The organism is Pseudomonas sp. MD195_PC81_125 (genome assembly GCF_014060985.1).
Lineage (GTDB): Bacteria > Pseudomonadota > Gammaproteobacteria > Pseudomonadales > Pseudomonadaceae > Aquipseudomonas > Aquipseudomonas parakoreensis.
Window position 1 is genome coordinate 1 of the sequence record NZ_JABULD010000144.1, and the last position, 16,457, is coordinate 16,457.

20 protein-coding genes and 1 pseudogene are annotated in these 16,457 nt (G+C 59.6%); 10 read left to right on the plus strand and 11 right to left on the minus strand.

Features of this window, described 5'->3' with window-relative positions; genetic code table 11:
- Positions 1–111 precede the first annotated feature (111 nt).
- Complete coding sequence (locus tag HT737_RS06435) at positions 112–1,338, minus strand: winged helix-turn-helix domain-containing protein (protein WP_182401895.1); 1,227 nt, start codon at positions 1,336–1,338, stop codon at positions 112–114.
- Positions 1,339–1,402: 64 nt separating this feature from the next.
- Positions 1,403–1,624: a DUF1127 domain-containing protein gene (locus HT737_RS06440; RefSeq protein WP_047295457.1), complete on the minus strand. Its 222-nt coding sequence runs from the start codon at positions 1,622–1,624 to the stop codon at positions 1,403–1,405.
- 96 nt (positions 1,625–1,720) lie between these two features.
- On the opposite strand from HT737_RS06440, the gene HT737_RS06445 reads away from it, so the two are divergent.
- Positions 1,721–2,575, plus strand: a complete 855-nt coding sequence (locus tag HT737_RS06445) for a LysR substrate-binding domain-containing protein (protein WP_047295460.1) — start codon at positions 1,721–1,723, stop codon at positions 2,573–2,575.
- Here HT737_RS06445 and HT737_RS06450 read toward each other — a convergent pair.
- The gene (locus HT737_RS06450; RefSeq protein ID WP_179295022.1) at positions 2,565–3,314 is read right to left on the minus strand and encodes a sulfite exporter TauE/SafE family protein; all 750 of its coding nucleotides are present in this window, start codon (positions 3,312–3,314) and stop codon (positions 2,565–2,567) included. The genes HT737_RS06445 and HT737_RS06450 overlap by 11 nt on opposite strands.
- A gap of 111 nt (positions 3,315–3,425) precedes the next feature.
- Here HT737_RS06450 and HT737_RS06455 point away from each other — a divergent pair, with 111 nt between their 5' ends.
- The 4 genes from HT737_RS06455 to HT737_RS06470 all read left to right on the plus strand — a co-directional run bounded on the left by HT737_RS06455 (position 3,426) and on the right by HT737_RS06470 (position 6,668).
- Positions 3,426–4,382 (plus strand): LysR family transcriptional regulator, encoded by a 957-nt coding sequence (locus tag HT737_RS06455; RefSeq protein WP_039770458.1) that lies wholly within the window; start codon positions 3,426–3,428, stop codon positions 4,380–4,382.
- 83 nt (positions 4,383–4,465) lie between these two features.
- A complete protein-coding gene (locus HT737_RS06460) occupies positions 4,466–4,930 on the plus strand; it encodes a MarR family winged helix-turn-helix transcriptional regulator (protein WP_182401897.1) in 465 nt (154 codons plus the stop codon).
- A 271-nt stretch (positions 4,931–5,201) separates the two neighbouring features.
- Complete coding sequence (locus HT737_RS06465) at positions 5,202–5,621, plus strand: organic hydroperoxide resistance protein (RefSeq protein ID WP_105343275.1); 420 nt, start codon at positions 5,202–5,204, stop codon at positions 5,619–5,621.
- Positions 5,622–5,654: 33 nt separating this feature from the next.
- On the plus strand, positions 5,655–6,668 hold the full coding sequence (locus HT737_RS06470; RefSeq protein WP_182401899.1) for an alpha/beta hydrolase: 1,014 nt from the start codon (positions 5,655–5,657) through the stop codon (positions 6,666–6,668).
- 63 nt (positions 6,669–6,731) lie between these two features.
- Here the strand turns inward: HT737_RS06470 and HT737_RS06475 are convergent, their stop codons facing one another.
- Positions 6,732–7,301: an elongation factor P gene (locus HT737_RS06475; protein ID WP_003226785.1), complete on the minus strand. Its 570-nt coding sequence runs from the start codon at positions 7,299–7,301 to the stop codon at positions 6,732–6,734.
- Positions 7,302–7,349: 48 nt separating this feature from the next.
- Positions 7,350–8,492 (minus strand): elongation factor P maturation arginine rhamnosyltransferase EarP, encoded by a 1,143-nt coding sequence (earP, locus tag HT737_RS06480; RefSeq protein WP_182401901.1) that lies wholly within the window; start codon positions 8,490–8,492, stop codon positions 7,350–7,352.
- Between the two features lie 125 nt (positions 8,493–8,617).
- Between earP and HT737_RS06485 the strand changes: the two are divergent.
- Positions 8,618–9,029, plus strand: a pseudogene (locus tag HT737_RS06485) (hypothetical protein).
- A gap of 2 nt (positions 9,030–9,031) precedes the next feature.
- Positions 9,032–9,514, plus strand: coding sequence for a GreA/GreB family elongation factor (locus HT737_RS06490; protein WP_182401903.1), 483 nt, complete (start codon positions 9,032–9,034; stop codon positions 9,512–9,514).
- 9 nt (positions 9,515–9,523) lie between these two features.
- Here HT737_RS06490 and cysB read toward each other — a convergent pair whose 3' ends face one another.
- The 5 genes from cysB to HT737_RS06515 all read right to left on the minus strand — a co-directional run bounded on the left by cysB (position 9,524) and on the right by HT737_RS06515 (position 13,492).
- Positions 9,524–10,498: an HTH-type transcriptional regulator CysB gene (gene cysB / locus HT737_RS06495; RefSeq protein ID WP_007908591.1), complete on the minus strand. Its 975-nt coding sequence runs from the start codon at positions 10,496–10,498 to the stop codon at positions 9,524–9,526.
- A gap of 113 nt (positions 10,499–10,611) precedes the next feature.
- On the minus strand, positions 10,612–11,115 hold the full coding sequence (locus HT737_RS06500) for a universal stress protein (RefSeq protein ID WP_095668654.1): 504 nt from the start codon (positions 11,113–11,115) through the stop codon (positions 10,612–10,614).
- Positions 11,116–11,213: 98 nt separating this feature from the next.
- Positions 11,214–12,119, minus strand: coding sequence for a 5'-nucleotidase (locus HT737_RS06505; RefSeq protein WP_095668653.1), 906 nt, complete (start codon positions 12,117–12,119; stop codon positions 11,214–11,216).
- Positions 12,120–12,148: 29 nt separating this feature from the next.
- On the minus strand, positions 12,149–13,105 hold the full coding sequence (locus tag HT737_RS06510) for a putative 2-dehydropantoate 2-reductase (RefSeq protein ID WP_182401905.1): 957 nt from the start codon (positions 13,103–13,105) through the stop codon (positions 12,149–12,151).
- On the minus strand, positions 13,106–13,492 hold the full coding sequence (locus tag HT737_RS06515) for a co-chaperone YbbN (protein ID WP_047295481.1): 387 nt from the start codon (positions 13,490–13,492) through the stop codon (positions 13,106–13,108).
- Between HT737_RS06515 and HT737_RS06520 the strand changes: the two genes are divergently transcribed.
- Together HT737_RS06520 and HT737_RS06525 are read left to right on the plus strand one after the other, a co-directional pair.
- Positions 13,491–13,934 carry a PilZ domain-containing protein gene (locus tag HT737_RS06520; protein ID WP_041069521.1) on the plus strand — a complete coding sequence of 148 codons (444 nt, stop codon included), beginning with the start codon at positions 13,491–13,493 and terminating at the stop codon, positions 13,932–13,934. The two genes, HT737_RS06515 and HT737_RS06520, sit on opposite strands and share 2 nt — an antisense overlap.
- Positions 13,935–14,063: 129 nt before the next feature.
- Complete coding sequence (locus tag HT737_RS06525) at positions 14,064–15,140, plus strand: 3-deoxy-7-phosphoheptulonate synthase (protein ID WP_003226802.1); 1,077 nt, start codon at positions 14,064–14,066, stop codon at positions 15,138–15,140.
- 64 nt (positions 15,141–15,204) lie between these two features.
- On the opposite strand, the gene HT737_RS06530 is transcribed toward HT737_RS06525, so the two are convergent.
- Positions 15,205–15,486, minus strand: coding sequence for a GNAT family N-acetyltransferase (locus HT737_RS06530; protein WP_025113131.1), 282 nt, complete (start codon positions 15,484–15,486; stop codon positions 15,205–15,207).
- 635 nt (positions 15,487–16,121) lie between these two features.
- On the opposite strand from HT737_RS06530, the gene oprI reads away from it, so the two are divergent.
- Positions 16,122–16,373, plus strand: a complete 252-nt coding sequence (oprI, locus tag HT737_RS06535; protein ID WP_025113130.1) for an outer membrane lipoprotei OprI — start codon at positions 16,122–16,124, stop codon at positions 16,371–16,373.
- The last annotated feature ends 84 nt before the right edge of the window (positions 16,374–16,457 follow it).

Genomic DNA, 16,457 nt, shown 5'->3' on the forward strand with positions numbered 1-16,457 from the left:
CTTTTGATCTTGATTGAAAAAAAACAAAGATCGCACCTTCGGCAGCTCCTACATGGGTCAAGATCACCCAGAGATCTCTGTGGGAGCCAGCCTGCTGGCGATGAGGTGGGTTCAGGCACCCTCAATTTGCGCCAACGCCACCCGCAACCGCGCCGCACTCTCGCGCTGACAATTAAGCTGCACCCGCGCAAGCCTAAGCCAATCGGCCATCTGCCGCAGATTCAACGCCAGCGCCAGCATCCCCTCTTCATCCAGCCCCGGCACTTCCTCGTGCACCGCGTGCACCGCCAAGCGCCCCGACGCTCGTTCGGCCCGCAGGTCGACCCGCGCGGCAATCCGTTCGTTGTGCAGGAAAGGCAGCACGTAATAGCCGTAAACGCGCTTGTCCTGCGGCGTGTAGATCTCCAACCGATAGCGGAAATCAAACAGCCGCTCGGTGCGACTGCGTTCCCAGATCAGCGAATCGAACGGCGACAACAGTGCACTGGCAACCACTTTGCGCGGCACCTTCGGTTCCGGCAGGCAGTAGGCGATCTGTCGCCAACCGGTGACTTCACAGGTCTGCAACTGCCCGTCCTCGACCAGTTCCGCCAGACGCGGTCGCGCATCAGACGGATTCAAGCGAAAATAATCCCGCAGATCCTTTTCCGTGCCGACGCCGAGCGCCTGCGCCGCGTGCAGCAACAAACCACGCTGCGCTTGCGCCTCGTCAGGTAACGCTTGTTGCAGAATCGAGGAGGGAATGACCCGCTCCGGCAAATCATACAAACGCTCAAAACCGCGACGACCGGCCACGGTCACTTCACCCGCGGCAAACAGCCACTCCAGCGCATGCTTTTCCGCGCTCCAGTCCCACCACTGCCCGGCCTTGTCCTCGCGGGTCGACAGACTGCCGGCACCCAATGCACCACGCTCCTCGACCGCACTCAAGACCCGGCGCACAACGCTCTGCTGCTCCAGACCAAACTTTGCCAGTTGCTGATAAATGTCCCTGCCATTCCTTGCCCGCTGCATGCGCCACCCCATCAACGGATACATGGCCAATGGCAGCAACGACGCTTCATGGCCCCAGTACTCGAACAACGTGCGACGTCGTCCCGAACTCCAGGCGGCCTGATTGAGCAAATCAGCGGAATAGGAACCCAAACGGGAAAACAGCGGCAGGTAGTGCGAGCGCACCACGGCGTTGACGGAGTCGATCTGCAGCAGGCCCAGCCGTTCGATCAGCCGGTTAAGTTGCGGCGCCTTGACGGTTGGCGGCTGGCGCCCGTTGAATCCTTGGGCGGCCAGCGCCAGACGTCGCGCCTGTTTGAGAGAAAAGGCCAGAGTCGCGGGCATGAGCATCTCCTTGTCTGCTCGCAACCTACCTCACCTGAAAGTGGTTTGTGTAGTAAGGCGCCGATCATTTATGCATCGGATCGTCCCAGAACGGCCGAATCGCCTCGTGTTCGACGTCGGCCCGACTGACCCCGATGTCCTTCAGCGCTTCATCGCTCAGACTGGCGAGCAACTCGCGCTCACGGTGCAGTTCGTACCAGCGGCTGAACCTGTGCAACAGATCGGAAACGATATGGCCGTGGCCGGAAAATTTCGTGTCGTCTACATACTCTCTTTGACCTTTCATCGTGTTGCCCTCCTTGTGGATGGCTCAAGTCTCGCGCTGGCGCTAAGATCAATCCAACGAATGTTTCTGATGACATTCATCACGGAGATTCATCAATTGTCGGCCTACCCCAGTATCGATACCGATGTTCTGCGCACCTTCGTCGCGATTGCCGATCAGGGCGGTTTTACCCGCGCCGGCGAAATGGTCAACCGCACGCAATCGGCGGTGAGCATGCAGATGAAACGTCTGGAAGAAGACGTGTTGCAGCGTCAGCTGTTCGAGCGCGACGGCCGCCAGGTACGCCTGACCGCCGAAGGCCAGGTGTTGCTGGGTTATGCGCGGCGCATCCTGAAATTACACAGCGAAGTGTTCAACACCCTGCGCGAGCCACACATGGTCGGCACCGTGCGCATCGGTACGCCGGACGATTACGTGATGCGGTTTCTGCCGGGGATCCTGTCGCGGTTCGCGCAGTTCTACCCGTTGATCCAGATCGAAGTGCATTGTGAGTCCAGCAAACAGCTGTTGCAGCGCACCGATCTGGACTTGTCGATCGTCACCCGCGAGCCGGGCAACGAGATCGGCCAGTTGCTGCGCAAGGAGCGTTTTGTCTGGGCCGAGGCGCAAAACTTCAGCGCGCACGAGCAGACGCCGCTGCCGCTGGCGATGTTCAACAGTGATTGTTTCTGCCGCTTGTGGGCCTGCAATGCGCTCGACGCGATGGGCCGCGATTACCGCATCGCCTACAACAGCACCAGCCTGTCGGCACTGATGGCGGTGGTGAGCGCGGGTCTGGCGATCACCGCGCAACTGGAAAGCCTGATCACTCCGGACATGCGCATTCTCGGTGCCAACGAAGACCTGCCGCTGCTGCCCGAGGCCAGCATCATGCTGATCCGCAACCTGAACAACCCGTCGCCGATCACCGAATGCCTGGCCGAGCACATCGTCGAAGGCTTCAAACTTTAAACGCGAGCATTACCGCACACAGCACCAGGAAACCGCAGAACAGCCCGCGCAGCAGTTTTTCCGGCATGGCGTGGGCGACTTTCACGCCCCAACTGATGCTCGCCAGACCGCCGATGGCCAGGGGCAGGCCGATCATCCAGTCGACCTCGTGATGCACCGCATAGGTCACCAGGGTCACGCCGGTGCTGGGCAGCGCCAGTGCCAGCGACAGGCCTTGAGCGACCACCTGGCTAGTACCGAACAGACTGGTGAGGACCGGCGTCGCCACCACGGCCCCGCCGACACCGAACAGACCGCCCATGGTTCCGGACGCCGCGCCAAGCACACCCAGCCATGGCCATGAGTAACGCATCTCTGAGCTCACTGCCGGCTTTTTGCCGAACATCTTCAGCAGGTTGTACGCCGAGAGCACCACGAGGAAAGCGACAAAACCGATACGCATGGTTTGCGCATCAATGCCCACCGCCCAGATCGAACCGATCCACGCAAAGCAAAAACCCATGATCGCCAGCGGCAGCGCGTGGCGCAGTTCGATGCGGTTACGCTGGTGATAACGCCACAGCGCCAGCATCACGTTCGGCACGACCATCACCAGCGCCGTGCCTTGGGCGATCTGTTGATCGAGGCCGAACCACACGCCCAGCAGCGGAATGGCGATCAGCCCGCCACCAATACCGAATATTCCGCCCAATGTCCCCAAGGCGGCGCCAAACAGCAGGTACAGCAAAAACTCGATCACAGCGATGTCCTCATCCGTCAGGCGATCCATCCTACGCAGTCGTGACTGGCGGGGAAACGCACAGCAACGCACAATGGCTGTGCCAAAACCGCATAGGCACTGAGCTGGTTCATGAATCCCAATCAATTGACCGAACAACTGGGGCTGTTTCTCGATGTGCTGGAGAGCGGGAGCTTTTCTGCGGCTTCGCGTCGACATCCGCTGACGCCATCCGCCGTCGCCCGACGCATCGACAGTCTGGAGAGCGCCGTCGGCAGCCAGCTGTTTATCCGCAGCACTCATGCGGTGCGCGCCACGCCGGCCGGGCTGGCGTTTGCCGAACGGGCGCGGCGAATCGTTGCCGAGCTGCAATTGGCGCGGGCTGAAGCGGTGTCTCTGAGCAGCGCGCCGGAGGGGCTGATTCGGGTGGATGCGCCAGCGGCGTTCGGGCGCCGACATCTGGCGCCGGTGATTGCCGATTTTCTGGTGCTGTATCCGGGGCTGGATGTGCAACTGCATCTGATCGACAGCTTCGTCGACATGGACGGTTCAAACCTGGGCAAGGTCGACCTGGTATTGCGTGCCGGGCAGATGGCCGACACCCGGCTGGTGGCCACTCCGTTGGCGAGCATGGTGCGCATCGCCTGCGCCAGCCCCGACTATCTCAAGCGCCGGGGCGTGCCGAGCGAACCCGCACAATTGAGCGAGCATGACGGCCTCGATTGGGACGGCCTCGCCCCGCCCTTCGCCTGGCGTTTCGAGCAAAACGGGCAGATGCAATTGCACCGCCCGGCGCGGGTGCGCATGAGCGCCAACAACGCTGAGGCGTTGGTTTGCGGAGCGCTTGCGGGACTCGGGATCGCGCATCTACCCACCTGGCTGGCCAGCGAATACCTGTTACGTGGCGAGTTGCTGCCGCTGTTCTGTGAAAACGGCCTGCCAAAACCGGAGAGCACCGGCATCTATGCGCTGCGGCTGGAACAACAGGCCAGCTCCCGCAGCCGCCTGCTGCTGGAATACCTCAAGACCCGTTTCAGCCCCGTGCCGCCGTGGGATCTGGCGCTGCAACGTGAACTGGGCCGGCACTGACCGATCCGCCACCAGACACAATTGTCTGGCGCATTAAAGATTCGAGCGCTAGATTCATCTGCATCACCGTTCAAGGCACTGACATGACCACCGACCGCGACGCCACCGACCACTGCGAAGACCTGCTGCTCGACAATCAGGCCTGCTTCGCCCTGCATTCCACTTCGCTGATGATGACCAAGGTCTACAAGCCGCTGTTGCAAGCGCTTGGCCTGACGTATCCGCAATACCTGGCGATGATGGTGCTGTGGGAGAAGGACGGTTTGACCGTCGGAGAAATCAGCACGCGCCTGCTGACCGATCCGGGCTCGCTGACCCCGCTACTCAAGCGGCTGGAAGGTGAAGGTTTGCTCAGCCGAACCCGCAGCCGTGAGGATGAACGCGTGGTGATCGTTGAACTGACTGCACAGGGACGCGCCTTGAAAGACAAGGCCCGAACAGTGCCTCAATGCATCCTGGGGGCCAGTGGCTTCACGCTGCAGCGCCTGCAAAACCTGCAAGCTGAATTGCAGGCATTGCGTGGACATTTGCAGGACAGCCTCGCTTAAGACTCCCCTTCCCTGTGGGCGCAGCCTTGCGTCTGCAGGCGAATCGCACCGTCCCCCCGCTTATCCCACGAAAAATTCTTTCTCTCGTTTCACGTTAAAAAACCTTCCATATCAAACGCTTGAGATCACGACACTGCCCAATCCAAGTGCCGATCCACGCTTTCTTCAAAAATTTATCTTGCGCGCTAAATATTAGCGAAGTACATTTACTTCGCACCTAGTTAGCGCGCAAACAATTAGCGCAACAATCACACTTGAAGAGGCTCACACCATGCAAACGCTCTACACCGCAATCGCAACCTCCACTGGCGGCCGTGATGGTCGTGCGATCTCCAGCGACAACGTCCTTGACGTCAAACTCGCCACCCCGAAAGAACTCGGCGGTGCCGGCGGCGCGGCCACCAACCCTGAGCAACTGTTCGCTGCCGGCTACTCGGCCTGCTTCATCGGCGCGCTGAAATTCGTTGCCAGTCAGACCAAACGCAAAATCCCCGACGACGCCTCGATCACCGCCCACGTCGGTATCGGCCAGATTCCTGGCGGTTTCGGTCTGGACATCGATCTGCACATTAATCTGCCGGGCCTGGAACAGGCTGACGCACAAAGCCTGGTCGACGCTGCCCACCAGGTCTGCCCGTACTCCAACGCCACTCGCGGCAACGTCGATGTGCGTCTGCATGTCACCGTGTAATCACTGACACTCAGGCCCGTACAGGAAATGAACATGAACACTTTCAGCAAAGTCTTGACCGGTACCCTTCTCGCCCTGTCCATCCAGAGCGCATTTGCCGGGGAGGTTGAACACAACACCCAGGCGTTCCTCGATGTACTGAATGCCGGCACTGGCAAACCGATGGAACAGCTGACACCCAAGGATGCCCGCGCCGTGCTGACAGGCGCGCAGTCCGGGGTCAAACTGACGCTGCCCAAAGCGGACGTCAGCGAGAAGACTATTCAGGTCGATGGCCAACCGTTGAGCCTGACCATCGTCCGGCCGGCCGGGGTCAAGGGCGAGCTTCCGGTGTTCATGTTCTTCCACGGCGGCGGCTGGGTGTTGGGGGACTTCCCGACCCACGAACGTCTGGTGCGGGATCTGGTGGCCGGTTCGGGGGCGGCGGCGGTGTTCGTCAATTACACCCCTTCGCCGGAAGCGCATTACCCGGTAGCGATCAACCAGGCTTACGCCGCGACCAAATGGGTGGCCGAACACGGCAAAGAGATCAACGTCGACGGCAAGCGTCTGGCGGTGGCGGGCAACAGCGTCGGTGGCAACATGGCCGCAGTCGTCGCCTTGATGGCCAAAGACAAAGGCACCCCGGCGATCAAATTCCAGGTGCTGCTGTGGCCAGTGACCGATGCCAATTTCGACACCGGTTCGTATAACCAGTATGCCGAGGGGCACTTCCTCACCCGCAACATGATGAAGTGGTTCTGGGACGACTACACCACCGACGCCAACCAGCGCAACGAGATCTACGCCTCGCCGCTGCGGGCCACGACCGCGCAATTGAAAGATCTGCCGCCTGCACTGGTCCAGACCGCCGGGGCCGACGTGCTGCGTGACGAAGGCGAAGCCTACGCCCGTAAACTCGACGAAGCCGGCGTGCCGGTGACCTCAGTGCGCTACAACGGCATGATCCACGACTACGGATTGCTCAACGTGGTCAGCCAGGTACCGGCAGTGCGTTCGGCGATGCTGCAGGCTTCGGAAGAACTGAAACAGCACCTGAAGAAGTAATTCATCAGGCACAAAAAAGCCCGACGCAATGGTCGGGCTTTTTCTTTCCGCGAAAAGCAGTGCTTATTTGGCACGGCCTTTGTAGGAACCGCCTTCGCGAGTATCGATCTCGATCATGTCGCCGATTTCGATGAAGTCAGCCACCGACAGTTCGGTACCGTTCTTCAGTTTGGCAGGCTTCATCACCTTGCCGGAAGTGTCACCGCGAGCGGAACCTTCAGTGTAGTCAACCTGACGCACGATGGTGGTCGGCAGCTCTACGGACACCAGACGCTCTTCGAAGAACACGGCTTCGCAAACGTCGGTCATGCCTTCTTCAACGAAAGGCAGAACGCTTTCGATGTCTTCGGCGTTCAGCTCGTACATGGTGTAGTCAGTGGTGTCCATGAACGTGTAGGTGTCACCGCTGATGAAAGACAGGGTGGCTTCTTTACGATCCAGGATCACGTCGTCCAGCTTGTCGTCCGCACCGTAAACGGTTTCGGTCTTGTAACCGGTCAGCAGGTTCTTCAGCTTGGTCTTCATGATCGCGCTGTTACGGCCCGACTTGGTGAATTCAGCTTTCTGAACCAGCCAAGGATCGTTGTCGATACGGATCACGGTACCGGGTTTGAGTTCTTTACCAGTTTTCATTGCGAATATCCGAATTTGGATGGGATTTACAAAAATCTAGGCCGCGTATCATATCCAATTTAGGTAAAACTGTACCAGCGCCGTGGCAAGATCCGCCTGCAAGCCTTGTTCCAGACACCACGCCTCGGCGTTTTCCTGCAGCTCTGGCCAGTGTTTACGAGCCTTGAGCCAGTGCTCGCCGATCGGTTTCCCGGCACTCCAGGCCCGCCACAGACCATTCATCGCCTCGGCAGCGGCCGGCGAAAGCCCTTTCGTATACAACGCAAGAAAGGCGTCGAGCTTGTCCAGATGGATGTCTTCATCCTGCTGATAGATGTGCCAGAGCATCGGCCGCCCGGCCCACTGTGCACGGACGAACGAGTCTTCTCCGCGCACTGCGTTGAAGTCGCAGCACCACAGCAACTGATCGTATTGATTCTGACGAACGAACGGCAGCACCTGCACCGTCAGCGCCTGACGCACGTTCAGGTCGCCAACGGCCAGAGAGTCGACCCCGAGCCAGCGCGCAACGTCACCGAGAATCCGCCCTTCCGGCACCAGTAGATGGGTCGGCGTGCTATCGGTCGCCAGCACGTCCAGCCAACTGGCCAGCCCGGCATTCTCGTAGGCAAACAATGAAATCAGTTGTGCGTCTGCTACGTGATCTACACCCAAGCCTTGCAGAAACTGGCGCTGTGCAGCCGCGTCCTGCTGAAATCGCCGACGCCGTTCAAGCAGACCGCTTTCACGCAGCAGGCCGCCGGTCCCAGGTCGAAATCCGGGAAAGAAAAAGAATTTCTGCACCGACCTGTACTTCACCGACGGCAAACCGTGACAACCGGTGACCCAGTCTTCAGCGCTGAGGTAATCGAGGTTCATCCACAACGGCGGCTGTTGCCGCTCGGCCATGGCGTCCATATAAGCAGCTGGCAACTGACAAGCAAACGCGGCGATCACCACGTCCGCTGCCTCCGTCTGCGGCCAGTCGCTCGGCCAATGCCATACCTGAACGCCCTGCTGCGATTGCTGCGCAAGGTGGATGTCGATCTCGGGGCAGATACGTTCGAAGGCGCGCAGGTCATCGACCCACAAGCGCACCGCCAGCCCGTGTTCGGCCACCAGTTGCCGGGCCAGACGCCAGGTCACGCCGATGTCGCCATAATTGTCGACCACGGTGCAAAAAATATCCCAGCGGGTTTTCGGTACCGGCATGCAAAGACTCCCGTTGGCAAAAGCGCTGATTGTCCGCATAAATGACCTCGCGCAGAAGAGCCGACGGCGATTAATCTTCGTGCGACAATCGCCACTTGCCCGCAATCATCCGCCAGGAGGCAGCCATGCCCTATCGTCCCGACCCGCGTCGTCCCTTGCCCGTTCAGCTTAGCGCGCTGCAACTGACCGGCAGCATTGCCCTGGGCATGTGGCTGGGCTTTCTGACCATCGCCCTGACCTGCTGGCTGATTTCGCGTTTTTGTATTGACCGAACAACTGGCGCCGGTTGCCCAGGCCGTGCAGCAACTGGCCAAGCCGCCAGCGGCCGTCCAGGTGCAACCGGACATTCCGCCACAGAGTCCGCTGTTCGAGCAGTACGAAGAAAACCTGCGCAAGAACGAGCAGCAGGCACGGCTGGATCAGGCTCGCGGCAGCAGTCGCAACCAGTCGAATCCGAAATGCCAGTTCTGGCTGCAACAGGACCAGACTGCGCCGAGCGAAAAGAGCCGCGCCAACGTTTTGCAATTCTGCGATTGATCATGAACAAGCACACCGTCCACCAACTGATCCTCGACAAACTGCGCGCCGACCTCGACATCGCCGAGCGCGCCGCGCAGACCGCTTACGAAACCGCGACCCACGAAGAAAACATCGCCGAGAACAAGTACGACACGCTCGGGCTTGAGGCGTCTTATCTGGCGGCGGGCCAGGCGAAACGCGTCGAGGAAATCCGTCAGTCACTGGCGCTGTGCCAGAACCTGACGCTGCGCGCCTACGACGAAAATCGCGGCATCGAGATCGGCGCCCTGCTCGGTCTGGAAGACGAAAAGGGTCGTGAGCAGTGGCTGTTTCTGGCCCCGGATGCAGCGGGCCTGAAAGTCGATGTGGTGGGTCAGCCGATTACCGTCATCAGCCCACGCTCGCCGCTGGGCAAAGGCCTGCTGGGCAAGTTCGAGGGCGATGAGGTGGAGATTCTGGTGGCAGGCACCCGGCAACAGTTCGCTGTCACCGAGGTGCTTTGAGGCGGGGACTTAGTGGACCGGCAATTCGACGCCGTCGAACAGCTCTTCCAGTTCCTGTTTGTTGTGGCACTGGATGGCTTTGGCCATCACTTCGCGGGTCAGGTGCGGGGCGAACTTCTCGATGAAGTCGCACATGAAACCACGCAGGAACGTACCGCGACGGAAACCGATCTTGGTGATGCTCGACTCGAACAGTTCGCTGGCATCCAGCACCACCAGGTCGTTATCGAGCTTGGTGTCGACCGCCATTTTGGCGACGATGCCCACACCCAGACCCAGACGCACGTAGGTTTTGATCACGTCGGCGTCGGCGGCGGTAAACACCACTTTCGGCGTCAGGCCACGATGGCTGAAGGCTTCGTCGAGTTTCGAACGGCCGGTAAAACCGAACACGTATGTCACGATCGGGTATTCGGCCAGCGCTTCGAGGGTCAGCTTCGGCAACTTGGTCAGCGGGTGGCCTTGGGGCACGACCACGCAACGGTTCCAGCGATAGCAAGGCATCATCACCAGATCACCGAACAGCTCCAGCGCTTCGGTGGCGATGGCGAAATCGACCGTGCCGTCAGCGGCCATCTCGGCGATCTGCATCGGCGACCCTTGGTGCATGTGCAGCGCCACGTCCGGGTATTGCTTGATGAAATTGCTGATCACCGGCGGCAATGCGTAACGTGCCTGGGTGTGGGTGGTGGCGATCGACAGGGTGCCTTTCTTCTCGTTGGAGAATTCCTGAGCGATCTGCTTGATGCTTTCGACCTTGCGCAGGATTTCGCCAGCGGTGGTGATGATGCGCTCGCCGGCCGGGGTGACGCGGGTCAGGTGTTTGCCGCTGCGAGCGAACACTTCAACGCCAAGTTCGTCTTCCAGCAGGCGGATCTGTTTACTGATACCCGGTTGCGAGGTGTAAAGGCTTTGGGCGGTAGCGGAAACGTTGAGGTCGTGGTGCGCCACTTCCCAGATGTAGCGCAATTGTTGAAGCTTCATATGTATCCCTCAAAGCAGGTAGACGCCACGGGCATCAGCGACGGTATATAACTATATTAATGGTTTGATGAATAAATCTAGAACTTTTTTATCAAAACGCCATTATTCCCGCTTCAGCGATCCCCCCGGCGCCGACGCTCCATCAACGGCACCAGATAGACCGGCACCTTGGCCAATTGCAGAACCCGGGTCGCCGTGCGCCCCAAAGGCGTTTCCGCCCCTACGCCGTGGCTGTGAGTGCCTACGATCAGCAAATCCACAGAGAGTTTCCGCACCTGGTCGAGAATCACCTGCGCTGGATCGCCCTGCACCACCCGAACCGCGCAAATCCGCTGCAGATCCTGCTCGCCCTCGTCCCCCAGTTCCTCACGAAAACTGTCCAGCACCCGTTGCTCGATACTGGCGATGACAGTTTTCAGACCCTGACGGTGAAATTCGTTCAATGCCTGTTCGTCGAGATAACTCTGCAACACCGATTCGGCAAACAGCCCCATGGGCTCCACTGCATGCACCACGTACAAGTCGGCATTGAATGTCCGCGCCAGTGCCAGGGCATGCTGCATCACTAACGGTGCGTACAGACCGAGGTCAGTGGCATACAGCATCGAACGAATCATATGACCTCCTCGCGTGCCAACATGGCGGAGATTTGATTCAGCTTAGCAGTGCCTTGGCGACTACGACGTACGACGCAACGTCTTGAAGCACAGGGGCTTTAGATCGACGTTTCGTTGCTGATGCCATGCGGCACATGGCCGGTGGCGACCACTTCACGGGCGAGCTCGCAGTGTCCGGCCTGATCGTCGAAAAACACGTCGGCGGCAAAGGCTTCGAGGAATGCCGATTTGGTCAGACCGCCGAGGAACAGCGACTCGTCGAGGCGGATATCCCACTCGCGCAAGGTACGGATCACCCGCTCATGGGCCGGTGCCGAACGCGCGGTGACCAGCGCCGTGCGGATCGGGCAGTCGGCCTCGGGGAACTCGCGCTGCAGCGCATTGAGCGCCGCCAGAAATCCTTTGAACGGCCCACCGCGCAATGGCTCGCGTGCCGACTCGCGTTCCTTGGCCTGGAAAGCCTCCAGCCCGCCGGACTGATAAACGCGCTCGGACTCGTCGGAGAACAACACCGCGTCACCGTCGAAGGCGATGCGCAACTCATCACTCGCGGCACGGCTGGCGCCCCCAGACAGAATTGTCGCCGCAGCAAATCCGGCATCCAGTGCGGCGCGCACGTCCTCGGCGTGCGTGGACAGAAACAGGTCACAGCCAAAGGCCTTGAGATACGGATACGGGCTGCGTCCGCCGACGAAGGCCGCCCGGGAAATGTCCAGCCCGTAGTGATGAATCGAGTTGAACGCGCGCAGGCCGGTATCGGCACTGTTGCGCGAAACCAGAATCACCTCGACCCGGGCGCGGTCGAGGCGGCTGTTGAGGCTCAGGAGTTTTTCCACCAGCGGGAACGCATCGCCGGGGGCGAGGATTTCGTCTTCGTGTTCGATCTGATATTGCCGATAGGCTTCAACGCCGCTCGACAGGTAGACCTTGTGACTCTCGCTCAGGTCGAACAAGGCGCGAGACGAAATCGCCAGCACCAGTTTGTCATCGATGTTCTTGGCCATGCCTTCCCCCACTCCCGCAAAAAACCGACTCAGGTGTTGCGTCGGTCGATGAAACCCAGCGTGCGATACAACGCTTCGATTCGTGGCAATTCACATCCTGCCGCCTTGGCGGCGGCCAATGGCCGGGCGTAAATCGCTTCCAGCTCCAGCGGCCGTTTGTGCAGAAAATCGTGGTACATGCTCGGCCAGTAGTCGGGCATTTTCTCGGTCATCGTAAACAGGTACTCGGCGTAAGCGGGCGGCATGTCGTGACCGCAGGCCTTGGCGCCCTGCACGACTTCAGCCATCAATGCCTGAATCAACGCGCGACTGTCAGCGTCGGCCATCAGCGGCGTGGTGCCGGCGCCGAGCAGCACCGAGAGACCGTTGTAGGGAATATTCCACACCAGTTTCTGCCAGCGCGCCTGTTGCAGATTGGCCATTGCCTGCGAATCGATGCCCGCGGCACGGAACAGACTGGCGCCCTCTTCAACGAGCGCCATGCGCGCCGCATCGTCCATTGCCGGGCCGCTGTGATAGCCGACATTCACCGCACCCAAGGCCTGATGGGTGATGTGTCCCGGCCCTTCGCGATGCACGCAGATCAGGCACAGACCGCCGAGCAGATGCAGGGAGTCGGGCAGCAGCTCACGCAAGCTGTCTTCGACGTCCAGACCGTTCTGCAGCACCAGCACTTTCGCGCCGGGCCTGGCCGCGGCAATGATCGCCGGGGCCAGACCCGCGCTGCTGGTGGTCTTGGCGCCGACCAGCAACCAGTCGCAGGCCGGCATGTCCTCGGCCTTGGCATACGCTTGCACCGGGTTCAATGTCAGCGTGCCATGCACGGCACTGTCCACTTGCAACCCCCGCTCGGCCACCGCTGAAAACTCACTGCGCAGTAAAAAGTGCACATCGAAACCGGCCCGCGCCAGCATCAAACCGTAAAACCCGCCAATTGCGCCGGTGCCGATAATCCCGATCACCGGTTTGCTGTCTGCTCCCACCATCTATGGCAACTCCTCTGCAATTCGACCCAGCGCCTGCGCCACTGCCGCGTTCAGCGCAGCGGCGGTCAGGCGCGTGTGCAATGCCCCAAAGAACTCGCCGTCGCGCACCACAAACAGCGCCGGCAAATGAAAGACCTGATAGCGCTCCACCAGCCCACCGTTATTGCCGGCATCAATCCAGCACAGGCGATCGACCGCCAGCGCGAACCCGGGCAACACTTCTCTGGCATAGCGGCAACTGGAACAGCCGACACTGGTGAAAATCACCAGCGAAACACCGCTCATCGCCAGCAGCCGCTGGTCGGCGTCGAAATCGGTCAGCTCGGATTCGACCACTATACTGGGGGAAACAATGTCAAATGGCCGACACAGGGAGTCTGTGCTCATGGGACGTTTCATTCCTCATCCGGACGAAGTGCCGGTTGAATTAACCTTGCTCAAGCCCGAGTGTATTTCCAGGCAACAGCTGCACACTATCAGCCTCGGCGGGATCGCTTGCAATTATCACCGCGCCTGGCGCCACGGCACCGCCCTTGAAGTGCGCCTGCCGACGCTCAATGCCGACCTCTGTTTTCCGGGCTATGTGGCGTGGTGCCTGCGACGCAAAAAGGGCTATCTGGTGGGGATCGCGTTCACTGATGAGCAGACGTTGTTCAGCGCCCGGATGGGCGAGCAGGTGTGCCAGATCGAACGCTATTGCCGCATGAACGAGGCCCATGACGACTTGCAGGATATTCAGGCGCTGGCCCTGCAATGGGTCGAACAACACGCCAACGAGTTCTCCCACGACAGCGTGCGCAAGGCTTTTGCCCAGCCAGTACTGGATTAAAGCGGCGCTTGCCCATTGTCGAGCCGCGTCTGACGCGCTAAGGTTCGGCTCCCCGACGCGCTTAAATCTGCTGTGCTCCGCCGCGCGGGGATCGCTGGCGGCCGGCACCCGTGACCTGACGAGTAAACGATGGCTGATTTACCGATCAACGACCTAAACGTCGCCTCTAACGAGACCCTGATCACTCCCGATCAGCTCAAGCGTGATATCCCTCTGAGCGACGCTGCCCTGCGCACCGTCACCAAGGGCCGCGAAGTCATTCGCAACATTCTTGATGGCACCGACCACCGTCTGTTCGTAGTGATCGGCCCGTGCTCGATCCACGATATCAAGGCTGCCCACGAGTACGCCGACCGCCTCAAGGTGCTGGCGGAGGAAGTCTCCGACACCCTGTACCTGGTCATGCGTGTGTATTTCGAGAAGCCACGGACCACCGTCGGCTGGAAAGGCCTGATCAACGATCCGTACCTGGATGACTCGTTCAAGATTCAGGACGGCCTGCACATTGGTCGCCAGTTGCTGCTGGACCTGGCCGAGAAAGGCCTGCCGACCGCCACCGAAGCCCTCGACCCGATCTCCCCGCAGTACCTGCAGGACCTGATCAGTTGGTCGGCCATCGGCGCGCGTACCACCGAATCCCAGACCCACCGTGAAATGGCTTCCGGCCTGTCCTCGGCCGTCGGCTTCAAGAACGGCACCGACGGCGGCCTGACCGTGGCGATCAACGCCTTGCAATCGGTTTCCAGCCCGCACCGTTTCCTCGGTATCAACCAGGAAGGTGGCGTGTCGATCGTCACCACCAAGGGCAATGCCTACGGTCACGTGGTGCTGCGTGGTGGCAACGGCAAGCCGAACTACGATTCGGTCAGCGTCGCCCTCTGCGAGCAGGCGCTTAACAAGGCGAAGATCAAGCCGAACATCATGGTCGATTGCAGCCACGCCAACTCCAACAAGGACCCGGCCCTGCAACCGCTGGTGATGGAGAACGTCGCCAACCAGATCCTCGAAGGCAACCAGTCGATCATCGGCCTGATGGTCGAGAGCCATCTGAACTGGGGCTGTCAGGCCATCCCGAAAGACCTCGCCGACCTGCAATACGGCGTGTCGATCACCGATGCCTGCATCGACTGGTCCGCCACCGAGAACACCCTGCGCAGCATGCACGCCAAGCTCAAGGATGTGCTGCCGAAGCGTCAGCGCAGCTGATCAGCGTTTCGCAGGCATAAAAAAAACGCCGGGCATTGCCCGGCGTTTTTGTGTGTAGGGGTAATCAGATTTTCGCCGCGCGCTTCTGATGGCGCTCCATATAGCGCTCGACGTAGGAGCACGAAGGAATCACCGTGTAACCCATTTCCTCGGCGTACTGCAGCGCGCTTTCGGTCAGCGCTGCCGCGATGCCTCGACCGCGCAGGGCGTTGGGCACGAAGGTGCGGTAGATATCCAGGGTCTGTTTCCCCAGATCCATATAGGTCAGGTAGGCACGATGACCGTCCACATTGGTCTCGAACTGATGACCAGCCTGGTCATGGTGGATGGACAACGCCTCGCTCATCACTACTCCTCGCGGGTCTTGAATTCTGACCCCTACCTTACCGATGTTTTTCCGGCGAAGGAACATCTACGCCACCCCGTGCCTGATGGACACCGAGAAAAGCCACACCGATCTCGCGCAACCGAGCACGTGATAAATAGTAGGCACCATTGGCAAAAATGCTCAAGGTGCGCTCGTCATCGTGCAGGTTGTACGGATAACTCCGATGGGCGTAGTGGCAGGCGCGGGGAACATATCCCGAGGCGCTCACCTGAACATTGCCGGATGTCGAGACTTAAGACGCAGGCTCTTCTTTAAAGTCACCTCAAGAGCGACAAAGATATGTGAGGCGTCATGCAAAATCGGAACAAAAGTGTAGACGAATTCATCTAGGCAGACTTGGTGCAAGACGCCGAAAACAGCACGTGACAGCGGGAACTTTTTCTCATTAACTCGCTCAGGCAGGGGCTTGCAGCTGGATATTTTTTAATCAGCCCCGTTAAAAGTTGCTCGAAAAAGAATCAACGCCTACAATTTTTTTTGCTTCTTGCGCTACGTCAGTTTACTTACTACAAGTAATGGGTAGTATGTACGCCGGCTATTTCCTCAATCGGAGGAGAAAGCCACTTAATTGAAAGTCCTTGAAGGGGAACACGATGAACAACGTTCTGAAATTCTCTGCTCTGGCTCTGGCCGCAGTTCTGGCTACCGGTTGCAGCAGCGCATCGAAAGAAACCGAAGCACGTCTGACCGCTACTGAAGACGCAGCTGCTCGCGCCCAGGCTCGTGCAGACGAAGCATACCGTAAAGCTGATGAAGCTCTGGCTGCTGCTCAAAAAGCACAACAGACTGCTGACGAAGCTAACGAGCGTGCTCTGCGTATGCTGGACAAAGCTAGCCGCAAGTAATAATCCCTCGGGATTGTTATCAAGCCGACCCAGTTTCTGGGTCGGCTTTTTTGTACCTGCAGCTTTTGTCCGGACAATAAAAAA

Bases quoted from the DNA above. Each gene is read 5' to 3' on its own strand.
- HT737_RS06435 (WP_182401895.1), bottom strand. From the start codon at position 1,338: ATGCCCGCGACTCTGGCCTTTTCTCTCAAACAGGCGCGACGTCTGGCG.
- HT737_RS06440 (WP_047295457.1), bottom strand. From the start codon at position 1,624: ATGAAAGGTCAAAGAGAGTATGTAGACGACACGAAATTTTCCGGCCAC.
- HT737_RS06455 (WP_039770458.1), top strand. From the start codon at position 3,426: ATGAATCCCAATCAATTGACCGAACAACTGGGGCTGTTTCTCGATGTG.
- HT737_RS06460 (WP_182401897.1), top strand. From the start codon at position 4,466: ATGACCACCGACCGCGACGCCACCGACCACTGCGAAGACCTGCTGCTC.
- HT737_RS06465 (WP_105343275.1), top strand. From the start codon at position 5,202: ATGCAAACGCTCTACACCGCAATCGCAACCTCCACTGGCGGCCGTGAT.
- HT737_RS06470 (WP_182401899.1), top strand. From the start codon at position 5,655: ATGAACACTTTCAGCAAAGTCTTGACCGGTACCCTTCTCGCCCTGTCC.
- HT737_RS06475 (WP_003226785.1), bottom strand. From the start codon at position 7,301: ATGAAAACTGGTAAAGAACTCAAACCCGGTACCGTGATCCGTATCGAC.
- earP (WP_182401901.1), bottom strand. From the start codon at position 8,492: ATGCCGGTACCGAAAACCCGCTGGGATATTTTTTGCACCGTGGTCGAC.
- HT737_RS06490 (WP_182401903.1), top strand. From the start codon at position 9,032: ATGAACAAGCACACCGTCCACCAACTGATCCTCGACAAACTGCGCGCC.
- cysB (WP_007908591.1), bottom strand. From the start codon at position 10,498: ATGAAGCTTCAACAATTGCGCTACATCTGGGAAGTGGCGCACCACGAC.
- HT737_RS06500 (WP_095668654.1), bottom strand. From the start codon at position 11,115: ATGATTCGTTCGATGCTGTATGCCACTGACCTCGGTCTGTACGCACCG.
- HT737_RS06505 (WP_095668653.1), bottom strand. From the start codon at position 12,119: ATGGCCAAGAACATCGATGACAAACTGGTGCTGGCGATTTCGTCTCGC.
- HT737_RS06510 (WP_182401905.1), bottom strand. From the start codon at position 13,105: ATGGTGGGAGCAGACAGCAAACCGGTGATCGGGATTATCGGCACCGGC.
- HT737_RS06520 (WP_041069521.1), top strand. From the start codon at position 13,491: ATGGGACGTTTCATTCCTCATCCGGACGAAGTGCCGGTTGAATTAACC.
- HT737_RS06515 (WP_047295481.1), bottom strand. From the start codon at position 13,492: ATGAGCACAGACTCCCTGTGTCGGCCATTTGACATTGTTTCCCCCAGT.
- HT737_RS06525 (WP_003226802.1), top strand. From the start codon at position 14,064: ATGGCTGATTTACCGATCAACGACCTAAACGTCGCCTCTAACGAGACC.
- HT737_RS06530 (WP_025113131.1), bottom strand. From the start codon at position 15,486: ATGAGCGAGGCGTTGTCCATCCACCATGACCAGGCTGGTCATCAGTTC.
- oprI (WP_025113130.1), top strand. From the start codon at position 16,122: ATGAACAACGTTCTGAAATTCTCTGCTCTGGCTCTGGCCGCAGTTCTG.